Origin of the sequence: Pseudohalocynthiibacter aestuariivivens, assembly GCF_018457175.1 — a bacterium.
Taxonomy (GTDB): Bacteria; Pseudomonadota; Alphaproteobacteria; order Rhodobacterales; family Rhodobacteraceae; genus Pseudohalocynthiibacter; species Pseudohalocynthiibacter aestuariivivens.
In genome coordinates, this window is the sequence record NZ_JAGFNU010000005.1 from 230855 (window position 1) to 243676 (window position 12822).

The window sequence follows — 12822 nt, forward strand, 5'->3', positions numbered from 1 at the left end:
GGCAATGCAGCGGGGTTCCCTAGACCGGTCGTTCAATCACGCCGAACCAAGCTATTTACAAACCAACTCTTCGTCGAGGTCTGGCCCTGCAATCGAGGAGCGGGACGGAACTGCCGTTCGTTGCCAGCACACCCATGACTGCTTTGAAACTGTCTTACCAAAAGGGTCGTTTTTGCTGGTGACACAAACGTATGGGTTTGACCGGTTTCCCCTGAGGGTTAGATAACGCCTTTGTAGCCCACATATTACCGGTGTTGGAGGGCGAACGGCAAGCGTCGTCCGCCCAACTTTCATATGTCGAATTTCTCGGCAATGCTCAGCGCGTCTTCAAGTTCGACGCCCAGATAACGTACGGTGCTATCCACCTTCGTGTGACCAAGCAGGAGCTGAACCGCACGCAGGTTTCCTGTTTTCCGATATATCTCGGCCGCCTTGGTCCGGCGAAGTGAATGCGTTCCGTATCCGCTCGGCTCCAAACCAATCGACATTACCCAATCGTTAACCAACCGGCCATACTGACGGGTGGAGATGTGTGGGCGGTCATGAAACCGGCTGGGGAACATGAAGCGGCAGCCGATCATTTCCGGCGACACTACCCACTTGGTCACGGAACCGCGGGTGTTTTCAGTAAGCTCAAACTGCACAGGCCGCTTTGTCTTACTTTGGATCACCGACACCCGTTCGCGAACGCGCTCGGCTTTAACAAGATCAGTCACCCTGAGTTTGACCAAGTCACAGCCACGCAGCTTGCTATCGATTGCGACGTTGAAAAGTGCGACATCGCGCAGATTCCCAGCGAGTTCGAGCCGCGTACGGATCGCCCAAACCTGTTTTGGCATTAGCGGGCGTTTTTGTCCGATGAGAAGGCCTTTATTCCAGGCTTTGCGTTTCGTGGTGACGGCAGGAAATAGGACTCTTGGCATAATTTGCCCTTCACCCGTCCCTCCAAACCCAAACATCAGCACAGCGTTGACGTTAGAATTCTACCGGCTATCGTAGTATCGGTTTCGCAGTTGACTTCAGAGCAGATAGCGCTGCGCTCACATTAGGCCGTTTCGAGCCCGTTCTACCAATTGTTGCACATATCATTGGCTGCAGTCTTGTAGTGAAAACTGAATGATCGGCACGGGTTTCATAACCTCGACTGCGCGGCAGGTATCTGGGGGATCTGAACGACGTGTCGAAAACAAACCTAGATGAGGTCGTTTGCAAGATGGGCGAAATTACACTCTAAGCGTTGGATGGGATAACAGCCGTTTTTCTCTGGCACGGCGAAAAAGGGAAAAGAGCCCGAAGTACGGTATGCTGCACTAAAAACTTACGCCGGTTTTACGCAGATAAGGCAGGTTTCTTTGATAATATGAACACCGATGAAAATTATTGGCTATTCGTCGAAGTTTGCAAAGTGCAGTAGGTTTTCGAAATCGCGGCAAGTGGTACGGGCGATGGTGAGGTTACGCGAGACATAGATCGCACATCCAAACGACCACGAAACTTCATAACCCGGCTATGACCGACTCAGTCTAGTCTCAGATCTCAGAACTTCTGACGACCGCGAGGCCGTCACCAAAGCAAGCTTCATCGTCGTTTTGCAGGGCGTCGTCCCGACAGAACGCCGGATTCCAGGATGATGCTGGAGACCAGATGCTCGCGCCGATACGCCATGATGTGCACGCCTGCCACGCCCTCAATTCCACGCAATTGTTGCATAAGCTCTATGCAAATTTTCTTGCCTTCGTCCGACGGATTTTCGGCTCCTTCCATGCGCGCGATGATCTGGTCGGGAACGTGAATGCCCGGAACATTGCTGCGCATCCATCGCGCCGCCTTGGCCGAGGCCAGCGGGCCGACACCGGCGATGATGAATACGCGCTTCTCTGCGCCCTCGTCTCGCACCCGTGCCATGAACTTTTCGAACAGCGGAATGTCAAAGATGTAGTTGGTCTGAATGAACTCGGCCCCGGCATCGATCTTTTTGATCAACCGGTCTGGCCGCCACTCATAGGGTTGGATACACGGGTTCTCGGCCGCCCCCAGAAACAACTGCGGTGGGCGGGTGATCTTGCGTCCGGACAGGAATACACCCTTGTCACGCATGGTGCGGATCGTGCGCAACAACGTGAGCGAGTCGAAATCGAACACCGGTTTTGCACCAGGCTGATCCCCTGCGCCCACACCATCCCCCGTAAGGCACAACACGGTGGACACACCCAACGCCGCCGCCCCCAATACATCGCCCTGAATGGCGATCCTGTTCCGGTCACGGCAAGAAATCTGGTAGACGGGCGAATAGCCTGCGCGCGTTAGCAGGGCGCATATCCCGATCGACGACATGTGGCAGTTTGCGCCAGAGGCATCGGTCGCATTAATCGCATCCGCAACCTCGCCCAAGGGCTGCGCGGCCTCATATACATCCGCAGCATCTGCACTGTCAGGTGGATTGAGCTCAGCCGTGACGGCAAAGCGGCCCGAGCGCAACACCCGCTCCAGTCTGCTGTGTGAGACATGGCCCTCCGGTGGCCTGGAATAGGCAAGGAGATCGGCCCCGTTTCCGCCAGAATCAATCATTGCTCGGCCTCCGCCAGTGTGGCCTTGGGCGGCTCAACACTCAGGGGGGCTGCCGCCGGCTCTTGCAATCGCGCTTCGGGGAAAGCCCTGGCCAGCGTAGCACGCGCCGCATCACGGCTCTCACGAACCTGCACGGCCTTCTCACGGCTCACTCTCAGCCACGAGGACGACCCCTTAAGCGTGTGCTCTACCGGAGGCAGAACCTCGCGTATTTTATCCCTACCCTCTTTCATGCGGCTGGCCCCGTTCCATGCCAACGCCCAGACGCATTTCATATCGGGTTTGACCTCGCAATACCCGCCGTCGCGCACCCCGCCGCAAGGGCCGTTGCGCAATTGCTTTGGACAATTCATTGGGCAGGACATACCGGTAGACGACAAAACGCATTGCCCACACATTTTGCAATCGAATAGCAAGGTTTTTACGCCCTTTTCGATCAGAGCAACGGGGCGTTCGACCCTGTTGTACCCGATCCGGGAAAACAGCGGATCAAGGGCAACCATCAACCGTTCAACGCATTTGTAGATCCATTCAAAACTGCGGGCGTGGCGAACAGCGAATAACCGGATGCGATACATTTTTGTTCCCTTTCCTGCGGCAGGCACAGGTTACTATAGATATTGGCGCCGTCCACCCGCATCGGCAGAGCTTGTGGATGACGATAAAGAAAGGCTCTCAAAGTGCCTCAGCAACACTTAGGCGTCGTGCGTTCTGTCTGCGTTGCTTCGGCGTCTCGCCATACCTGCGTGCGAAATTCTTGGTCAGTGCCCCGGTAGAGCCAAACCCCGAGGCCACAGCCACCTCGAGAACGGTCATGTTTGTCTGCGTCGTCAGATTATGTGCATGCTCCAGCCTCAGCTGCGTATAATACTGCATTGGCGATGTGCTCAGGTGGTTTTGAAACGACCGCTCAAGCTGGTGAACAGACACACCGCATTTCTCAGCGACCTGCGTTGCTTGCAACGGATACTCGATGTTGTACGCCACCACCCGCACCGCATCCGAGAGGATCATGGGGCACATCCCGCAGCCGATGCGCCTGCGATCCGGGTTAGCTGGTATTCCCGCGCCGCGGTATTGAAACCAGCAATTGATTTGCCGTGGCCTCCGCCGCCTGAGGCGAAATAGAGCCAATAATATCCAGCACCATGTCGAGAGTGGCCAGTTCTCCGGCGCAACTCGACACCGTGCCATTTGAGACAAAAGCGCATCTTCAGTACAGACGTCACTGTATTGCTCCGCGAAAGCCGCGAGCGATTTCCAGTGAACCGTGCCCTTGCCATCTTTGAGGATTCCGGTTTCAGCTATCAGCCAGGCTGCACCGCCTACGCCGTAGATTGGCACGCCATTTCGGTTTGCTAGACGCAAGAGCGACAGAAGGCGGGTCTTCTCAACGATACGAGCCTCGGTATCGCTGCAAATGATGATCGACGCAGGTGTGCGCCCACGGCCAAGGCGCACAATCAGGGCCTCTGCGTCCTCATCACATTCGATCATCACTCAGCTTTTTGACCGCACAGATCTTCCGTCCAGCCCAGAAAGGATCATCCTTGGTGCAATCGCTGGAAACGATTTTGCCAGATGAGAAAACGACTCAATGATCGACCCCAGACTCAAAGTTGAGAACCCGTCCAGAACGACGACGGCTACATAACCATTTGGATCGATTGAATGAAACATGGGAAAAGCCTCCGTCGTCAGAGTTTTTGTGTGCGGGAGCAGCTTGATTTAAGCGAATATTTGGCACATCTGCCTGATGTCATTTTGCGCCAATATTTCTTGCCTGATCGCGCAGGATGAATTTCTGGATCTTCCCTGTCGACGTTCTTGGAAGTTCCTGAAACACCACACGTTTTGGCGCCTTGAACCCGGCCAGATTCTCGCGGCAAAAACCGATCAGCGATGCCTCGTCGACCATTGCGTTCTTTTTCAGTTCGACAAAGGCACAGGGCACTTCACCCCATTTGTCATGCGGCATGGCAACAACAGCAGCTACGGCCACTTCGGGATGGCGGTAGAGCGTTTCCTCGACCTCGATGGACGAAATGTTCTCGCCCCCCGAAATGATGACATCCTTGGATCGGTCCTTGAGCTGAATGTACCCGTCGGGATGCATCACCCCCAGATCACCGGAGTGGAACCAACCGCCCGCAAAAACCTCTTGAGTCGATTTGGGATTACGGAAGTATCCTTTCATCACGACATTCCCACGAAACATGACCTCGCCCATGGTCTTGCCGTCACGCGGCACCGGGGCCATGGTTTCGGGATCCAGAACGTCAAGGCCCTCAAGAGCAAGATAGCGCACGCCCTGGCGGGATTTCAGCGTCACCTGCTCGGCCGGGGGCAGATCGGACCAGCCTTGATGCCAGTCATTGACCACCGCCGGGCCATAGGTTTCGGTCAGGCCATAAAGATGCGTGACGTCAAAGCCCGCGGTTTTCATATCCGCCAGAAGGGATTCAGGCGGCGGCGCAGCGGCGGTAAAGAACTGCACGGTGTGATCAAGGTCACGTTTGGCCTCATCGGGTGCCGAGATCATCAGCGACATCACGATAGGCGCGCCACACAGATGGGTGACTCCTTCATCGGCCAAGGCATTCCAGATCGGTTCGGCCCGGACCTGACGCAGGCAGACATGGGTGCCGATAATGGCCGAGAGCGTCCAGGGGAAACACCAGCCGTTGCAGTGAAACATCGGCAGGGTCCAGAGATAAACCGCATGCTTGGCCATCGACGTGGTCAGCGCATTGCCCTGCGCTAGAAGATAGGCACCGCGGTGATGTGACACCACGCCCTTGGGATCTCCGGTCGTGCCGGACGTATAGTTTATCGAGATCGCGTCCCACTCGTCCTCGGGCATCAGCCAGGCGAGATCTGGGTCGCCAGCGGCGAGGAACTCTTCAAAATTTTGCGCGTCAACAGGCATGTACGGCCCGGCGAATTCCGCATCGTCGTACTGGATCAGAAGCGGCGTCACGGAGGCCAGAGAAAGCGCCTCCTGCATCAATGGCATGAACTCCCGGTCCACGATCACGATTTTGGACATGGCATGATCAAGCTGAAACGCGATGATCGAGGCATCCAGCCTTGTGTTGATCGAGTGCAGAACACCCCTACACATCGGTACACCGTAATGACATTCCAACATCGCGGGCGTGTTTGCATGCAGCGCCGAAACCGTATCACCGCGCACTATGCCGGCACGCGCCAGGGCCGAGCCCAGTTGCCGCGACCGCGCATAAAATTCGGCGTAACTGCGTCTTAGCGCGCCATGAACAATTGCCGTGTGGTCGGGAAACACAGTGGCGGCGCGTTCCAGAAAGGTCAGCGGCGTCAGGGGCTGATAGTTTGCCGGGTTACGGTCCAGACCTGTGTTGTAAGGGTTCGTTTCCATGAGGTCAGGCATCCTGCCATTGGGGCGCACGTTTTTCTATGAAAGCGCCGATGCCTTCCTCGGCGTCGCGGGCAAGCATGTTCTCGACCATCACCTGAGAGGCGTAGTCATAGGCCTCGGCCAGGGGCATCTCGCGCTGCGCATAGAAGGCACGTTTTCCGGTGGCGACGGTCATGCTGGATTTGGCCGCGATCTTTTGAGCCATCTCCTTGGTGGCGTCGTGCAACTCTTCCGCCAGAACCGAGCGATTGATCAGCCCGATCTCGGCCGCGCAACTTGCCGATGTCATATCACCGGTCAGCAGCATTTCCATTGCATGTTTGTTATTCACATTGCGTGACAGAGCCACCATGGGGGTAGAGCAAAACAGGCCGATATGAACACCTGGCGTGCTGAACTGCGCGGTGTCCGCCGCAATGGCCAGATCACAACTTGCCACAAGCTGACAGCCCGCCGCGGTCGCAATTCCCGTAACCTCGGCGATGACGGGTTTGGGGCAGTTCACAATCGCCTGCATCACGCCGCAGCATAGGGTCATGACCTTGGTAAAATAGGCTTTGCCGCCATCAGGACCCGCGCGACCGGCGGTCATTTCCTTGAGGTCATGACCGGCACAGAAGGCCGGCCCGTTGGCCGCGAGAATGATAACGCGCACCGACGCATCAGTACCCGCCTCGGCAAAGGCGTCACCCAGCTCCGCCAGCATCGCCTCAGACAGGGCATTGCGTCGCCCGACATCGTTCAGTGTCAGGCGCAAGATGCCGCTGTCATTCAGATCGCGCAGCAGTATATCGCTCTTTTGCATGGGGTGAGTTCCTTCTTTGAGATCTACAGAATGTTGACTTCGACGCTGTCGGCCAACGTGTTTGCGATAAAGCAATAGCGATGGGCACGATCCTGCATCTGCGCCATCTCCGCATCGCTGACCTGAAAGCCGGTGTCGAAACGCACCACCGGATGCAGGTCGATCCGCGTCACCGACATCTGTCCCTTGGGGTTCTTGCCCAGACGAGCGACGGCATAGTCGTGATAGCTGGCCACCGGCCAGCTGGCTTTTGCCGCCAAAGCGAGGAACGTCAGCATGTGACAACTCGACAGCGCCGACACAAGTGCCTGCTCGGGGTTGGTGCAGGCAGGATCACCGCCGTAATCCGGGGCGGCGTCCACCTGAACTTCATTGCCGTGATTAAACTGCACAACATGTTCACCCGAATATTTGCCTGTCTGTAAAGCAGGCACTGTGCGGTGCCAGTGCAGGTCAACAGAAATTTCTGACATTTTCAGCGCCTTTGGTCTGATTGTGGCGTTCATGATGCAGCAATCGATTTCTTTGGATCATAGAACGGACGTTCCACGATAACGGCATTTTCCGTTCCGGCCTCGTTCACAACGCCGGATCTGTTCACGACTTTCACCCGTGTGCCCAGATTGGCATGCTCTGTCGCAACCATTGCCAGCGCGATGTTCTGCTTAAGACGCGGCGAATAAACGGCAGAGGTGACTTTGCCGATGACCACACCCTCTTTTTCAATGCGCCAAAAAGAGGTGTTCGGGCCGTTCAGCGGGTCGCCTTCGATAACCAGACCGACCTGTTTGCGGTCGACACCTTGCTCCTTGATGCGGCGCAACGCCGCCTTGCCGATGAAATCGGCCTCTATGTCGAGATTCACCAGCCGGCCGAACCCAAGCTCGTAAGGGTTGGTGCTGCTGTCCGCGTCCGCATGGTAGGACAGCATTCCCCCTTCGATACGGCGAATGGTCGAGGTGTGGCCCGGTTGCAGGTCAAATGGTTTGCCCGCGGCCATGATCTTTTCCCACAGTTCATCGCCGCGTGACCCGTCGCGGAGGTACAGCTCATATCCCAGTTCGCTCGACCATCCGGTGCGCGATACGATCAGCGGAATACCGTCGAGATCGAGTTCACGCAACCAGTAGTATTTGAGATCCATGATACTGTCGCCGAAAAGCGCCTTCATCACCTCGCCCGATTTCGGACCCTGCAATTGCAGCGGCGACACGTCGGGCTCACAGATCGTGACATCAAGGCCGGAATGCACCGCCAGACCCTGCGCCCACAGGAGGATGTCGCTGTCGGCCAGTGAAATCCAGAAGTGGTTTTCCGCCAGACGCAGCAGGATCGGGTCATTCAAAAGGCCACCCTCGGCATTTGTGATCAGAATGTATTTGCACTGGCCCACGGCCATGTTCGACAGGTCGCGCGGGGTCAGCATCTGGGTGAACTTTGCGGCGTCCGGTCCGGTGATTTCGACCTGACGCTCAACCCCCACATCGCACAGGATCGCGTCGTTCACCAGGTTCCAGAAATTCTGCTCCGGATCGCCGAAGTCGCGCGGAATATACATGTGGTTGTACACCGAAAAACCCTGCGCGCCCCAACGGACGGTTGCGTCGAAATAGGGAGATTTACGGATCTGCGTACCAAAGCCGAAATCTTCCTGTTGCAGGTCGTCTGTATTCAGGTCATCAGTTTGTGTCATGTTTTTCGCCCTTGCTAGCACGTGGCCTGACTGGCCATGGAGTGTTTGAACCTGGCGAATGTTTAGTCTTGAATGGCTATTGAAAGCGGGCTGAAAAACTGCACGTTACAAACCAATCAGACCAATTTTTGAACTTCAACAGACTGTTTGGGCGTGCGGGGTTAATTACTGGCCCTGACCACCAGTTTTGCAAGATTGGGCTGGCTTGATTTGACGCGCCGAGTCGCGATGTAAGTCATGTAGCGGTCAATCTCGATGTCCAGCGATAGCAGTTCGTCCATTAAGGACTGAAACGCCGCAAGGCTGGGGGTCGTCGTCTTCATCACATAGTCCATCCCGCCTCCCGTGGCGATACACTCGGTGACCTCGTCCAAGCTCATTATATGAGCCTCAAACCGTTCGAAATCCACCTTTCGGTGATGGGTCAGAGAGACAGTTACAATGACCTGGGTAAAGTCAACGATGCGGTCCAGCGCGAGTTCTGCGTGATATCCTCGTATGAAACCCGCAGCCTTCAACCTGTCCAGGCGGGCCCAGCACGGGGTGGCAGAAATATTGACGATCTCTGCCAACTTAATCTTGCTCAGTTGCCCGTGCTTCTGAACCGCGCTGAGAATACGAATATCCGTTGCATCAAGAGCATTCTTTTTCATCCAATCGAAACTTTCTTTGAGCCCTGTCACAACATTGAGCAACATCGCCTATGTAGCAACTTATTTAACTCCCCGGTGTACTATGGCCAACCTGATCGCAATGCGTCAGTAGTCAAGCGGCGATCAGAATCCAGATCTGCTAGTTCTTTAGTGCATTCAGGGGCACCTTGAGAACCGGGTTGCCCTGTTCGTCGCGGGGGATTTCGCCGGCGCGCATGTTCACCTGAAGCGAGGGGATGATCAGCCTGGGCATGGCCAGCTGCGCATCGCGTTCGGTGCGAAAGCGGATGAATTCCTCGCGGGTTTTGCCGCTGCCCACGTGGATGTTGTTTTCCCGCTGCTCGCCAATCGTGGTTTCCCACGCGATAGCCCGCCCGCCGGGGCCGTAATCGTGACAGATGAAGAGGCGCATATCGTCCGGCAGGGCCAGCACCTTCTGGATGCTGTCATAGAGCTCGCCCGCGTCGCCTCCCGGGAAATCAGCGCGGGCCGAGCCGCCATCCGGCATGAAGAGCGTATCGCCGACAAAGGCCGCATCCCCACCACATGCACCATGCAGGCGGGCGTATGCCCGGGCGTGGCGATGGCGAAGGCCTGCATCATGCCAATTGCATAGGTCTGGCCATCCTCGAACAGCGCATCGAATTGCGAGCCGTCGCGCTGAAATTCCGTCCCTTCGTTGAAGACCTTGCCGAACACCTCCTGTACTTCCATGATCCGGGCGCCGACGCCTATCCTGCCGCCCAGCCTGCCCTGGATATGGGGCGCGGCTGACAGGTGATCGGCATGGACATGGGATTCGATGATCCACTCAAGTGACAGTCCTTGAGTGGTAACGGTTTCTATCATCCGGTCCGCACTTTGCGTAACGATTTGGCCCGCGGCGTAATCAAGATCCAGCACGCTGTCGATGATCGCGCAGGCGTCGCTTTGCGGGTCCTTCACAATATAGGAAATCGTGTTGCTATCGGGGTCGAAAAACCCTTCGACCTCGGGTTTGACATCCATGTTCAAAAGGTAATCGGTCATGATGTTTCTCCTTGGCTGCGCCGGTGCGGGTGCCTGTAGGCGGACGGTTTAGTCCTATTCCAGCGGCCCCGCCGCTTTTTTCCAGGCCGTGATGCCGCCCGAGAGGTTCACGACCGGTGAAAGGCCCATGTCCATCGCCACCTTTGCGGCCAGCGCCGATCGTCCACCCGAGGCGCAGTAGAAGATATAGGTTTTTGCCTGGTTGAACTCGGGTTTGTGGACCGGGCTTTCGGGGTCGATGTGGAATTCCATCATCCCGCGGGATGAGGCCACGGCCCCGGGGATCAGCCCGGTTCTGGCCTGCTCAGAGCCGTCGCGCAGGTCGACAAAGACATGAGCGTCGCTGCCCACCAGCGGCAGCGCGTCGTCGACGCTGATCGCGGGTACCGTGTCCAGTGTCTCTTTCACAATGTCTTTGGCGCTTTTGGTGATGTTCTGTGCCATGGAATGTCCTGTTTGATGCGGCGCTCAGATCTTGAGATCAAGCCGTGGTTTCCAGAAGGGTCTGAAGAGTTCGATTTTGGGGCAGCGGTTCATGACAACCTTCAGGCCCGCGTCTTCGGCAAGGCGGGCGGCCTTGTCGTCGTATACGCCGATTTGGCCCCAAAGCACCTTTGCACCGATGGCAATGGCCTGTTCAGCAAAGCCGTAAAGTTCCTCCTTGGGGCGGAACACCTCCACCATATCAACGGGACGGTCAATTTCCTGAAGCGAGTGATAGACCTTGATGCCGCGGATTTCGGTGACATTCGGGTTGGGATTGACCGGGATCATGTCATAGCCGGTTTCGTGCAGCACACGCAGCACGCCGTAGCTGAACTTGGTCTTGTCGGCACTGGCCCCCACCATGGCGATGGATTTGACCGATTTCAGGATGTCCGCCAGATAGGACGGGTCATAATCGTAGAGGTCATCGAGTGCGGTGGCAGGCATGATCAGTGATCCTTAGGTGTGGCGAGATCCGCCTTGAGTTCATGAGGCTTAAGCGGATCAAGGAACGGATTGCGGTAGAGTTGCCCGTGGCTTTCGACGCCAATCTCGAGCGTGATGTCAGAGGTGGCACGCGCGACACAGAGAATGACATATCCGTTCGCGATCTGCCGGTTGTTCAGGGCAACCTGCCGGCGTTGATCGACTTGGCCGTCGGTCAGTTTGGCCGCACAGGTGATGCAGCCACCGTATTTGCAGCCATAGGGCAGGTCGACCCCCTGATCACGCAGGCTGTCCAGCAGCGGACGGCGGGCGTCGACCTCATAGACCGCGTTGTCGCGATTGGCGATGGTGACGTTATAGATAGTCATAGCCAGATATCACTTGTGCAATCGCCACCCGGATAGCGCATTTCGTGGCACCGCGCAGGGCCACCCGGTTCGTTGCCAAAATTCACGATGAAATCGGGGTTGAGGGTCATGCCACCGTTTTCGGGATCACAATCGATCATCACCATGACGCCGCCCTGTTCACGGATTTCGGGGTAGAACTGGTTATCCCAGGTGGAAAACAGGCTGGTTGTCACATAAAGCCGCCGACCGTCGAGCGAGAGCTGGAACATCTGCGGCCCCCCGGCCATTTTTACCCCATTCACTTCCGGCGCTTTGCCCAGCAAGCCACCCATCCAGACCTGCCCTGTCAGCTTGGGGTTATGCGGGTCGGAAATGTCATACTGGCGCATGTCGCCGTGAAGCCAGTTGTTGAGGTAGAGATATTTGTCATCCATCGACACAAGGATTGCGGACATCACGCCCGGCACCGGAATCGGCCACTCGGGGTGCGGCTCGTTTTCCACGTCGATGATCTTTTCCCATTGCCATTTTCCGGCGTCGTCTTTCCACCAGTGAATGACGTTGGAGCTGAGCGCCGCCCCGCAAAACCCGTGGGTGCTGTCCGGGTCATGGTGGAACTTCACCTCCAGCGGGATAAGGCCATCCTCACCCAGATACATGCTCTCAATCGGCTCGCGTTTCTCGAAATCCCAGAAATGCAGCTCGCGACCGTATTTCAGGTGGCCGACCTCTTCCAAATCAAACCCCGGCATGAAAGTATTCGGCGCGGCCCATTCGGAACTGACCATGACATTGTGGCGCGGCTGGTACCAGAAATCATAGCCGAACTTGATGTCGCCCATCGAGTTCTCCCAGCGGCCGACAATCTCGAAATCCTTGTTCAGGTGCAGATACCCGCCCGGCGCTTCGCCTTTGGCGTCCCCGAGAAAGGAAATGATGATCTCGGAGCCCAGGCAATGCACGGTGTGCGGGCCGGAAAGATCGGTCTTCGATTTGATCTCGGCCCCGTCGATCACCTTGTGCAGACGCGGTGCGCGCGGGTCAGTGGCGGTGTCGACAATGTGCAGGTTGTTCGACCGCACCCCGGGCAGGATCAGATACTTGCGCGACATCGACCCATCGTCGAAACACGACGAGCAGGCATTCCAACCCATATGGTGCAACTCGTCGCCGATGCCGGGCATCTCAAGGCGATGAATGACCTGGCTGTAGGTTGGGCTCTCGGGATCTACATCAACGGTGGCCAGATAATCGGGCTTCTGAATGCCAGTCCCGGTGTAGATTGCAATCGTGTAAAGCAACTTTTCACGCGGGGCCTTGATCGCCTCGGCAGGCGATGCATAGCCTGGTCCACAACATTCCATCTTGTTCTCCCTGTCCGCGCGACTCGGTTT

The 12822-nt window shown here is 56.7% G+C and carries 13 protein-coding genes and 1 pseudogene; all 14 read right to left on the reverse strand.

Annotated elements, in window-relative coordinates:
* Positions 1 to 290: 290 nt before the first annotated feature.
* Positions 291 to 923: a tyrosine-type recombinase/integrase gene (locus tag J4E70_RS09975; protein WP_213888991.1), complete on the reverse strand. Its 633-nt coding sequence runs from the start codon at positions 921 to 923 to the stop codon at positions 291 to 293.
* 655 nt (positions 924 to 1578) lie between these two features.
* Positions 1579 to 2568, reverse strand: coding sequence for a methylenetetrahydrofolate reductase (locus J4E70_RS09980; RefSeq protein WP_213888993.1), 990 nt, complete (start codon positions 2566 to 2568; stop codon positions 1579 to 1581).
* Positions 2565 to 3146, reverse strand: a complete 582-nt coding sequence (locus J4E70_RS09985) for a methylenetetrahydrofolate reductase C-terminal domain-containing protein (protein ID WP_213888995.1) — start codon at positions 3144 to 3146, stop codon at positions 2565 to 2567. The genes J4E70_RS09980 and J4E70_RS09985 overlap by 4 nt, the downstream gene beginning before the upstream one ends.
* Positions 3147 to 3243: 97 nt before the next feature.
* A complete protein-coding gene (locus tag J4E70_RS09990; protein WP_213888997.1) occupies positions 3244 to 4065 on the reverse strand; it encodes a helix-turn-helix domain-containing protein in 822 nt (273 codons plus the stop codon).
* Positions 4066 to 4327: 262 nt separating this feature from the next.
* A complete protein-coding gene (locus J4E70_RS09995) occupies positions 4328 to 5965 on the reverse strand; it encodes an acyl-CoA synthetase (RefSeq protein ID WP_213888999.1) in 1638 nt (545 codons plus the stop codon).
* A 4-nt stretch (positions 5966 to 5969) separates the two neighbouring features.
* Positions 5970 to 6770: an enoyl-CoA hydratase gene (locus J4E70_RS10000; RefSeq protein WP_213889001.1), complete on the reverse strand. Its 801-nt coding sequence runs from the start codon at positions 6768 to 6770 to the stop codon at positions 5970 to 5972.
* 23 nt (positions 6771 to 6793) lie between these two features.
* Complete coding sequence (locus J4E70_RS10005; protein ID WP_213889004.1) at positions 6794 to 7243, reverse strand: OsmC family protein; 450 nt, start codon at positions 7241 to 7243, stop codon at positions 6794 to 6796.
* A gap of 29 nt (positions 7244 to 7272) precedes the next feature.
* Positions 7273 to 8463, reverse strand: coding sequence for a glycine cleavage T C-terminal barrel domain-containing protein (locus tag J4E70_RS10010; RefSeq protein ID WP_213889005.1), 1191 nt, complete (start codon positions 8461 to 8463; stop codon positions 7273 to 7275).
* Positions 8464 to 8624: 161 nt separating this feature from the next.
* Positions 8625 to 9116 (reverse strand): Lrp/AsnC family transcriptional regulator, encoded by a 492-nt coding sequence (locus J4E70_RS10015; protein WP_213889007.1) that lies wholly within the window; start codon positions 9114 to 9116, stop codon positions 8625 to 8627.
* A 139-nt stretch (positions 9117 to 9255) separates the two neighbouring features.
* Positions 9256 to 10145, reverse strand: a pseudogene (locus J4E70_RS10020) (MBL fold metallo-hydrolase).
* Between the two features lie 54 nt (positions 10146 to 10199).
* Positions 10200 to 10589, reverse strand: coding sequence for a rhodanese-like domain-containing protein (locus J4E70_RS10025; RefSeq protein ID WP_213889008.1), 390 nt, complete (start codon positions 10587 to 10589; stop codon positions 10200 to 10202).
* Positions 10590 to 10613: 24 nt separating this feature from the next.
* Positions 10614 to 11078: a CoA-binding protein gene (locus J4E70_RS10030; protein ID WP_213889009.1), complete on the reverse strand. Its 465-nt coding sequence runs from the start codon at positions 11076 to 11078 to the stop codon at positions 10614 to 10616.
* 2 nt (positions 11079 to 11080) lie between these two features.
* Complete coding sequence (locus J4E70_RS10035) at positions 11081 to 11446, reverse strand: 2Fe-2S iron-sulfur cluster-binding protein (protein WP_213889010.1); 366 nt, start codon at positions 11444 to 11446, stop codon at positions 11081 to 11083.
* Positions 11443 to 12792 (reverse strand): selenium-binding family protein, encoded by a 1350-nt coding sequence (locus J4E70_RS10040; RefSeq protein ID WP_213889012.1) that lies wholly within the window; start codon positions 12790 to 12792, stop codon positions 11443 to 11445. The genes J4E70_RS10035 and J4E70_RS10040 overlap by 4 nt, the downstream gene beginning before the upstream one ends.
* Positions 12793 to 12822 lie beyond the last annotated feature (30 nt).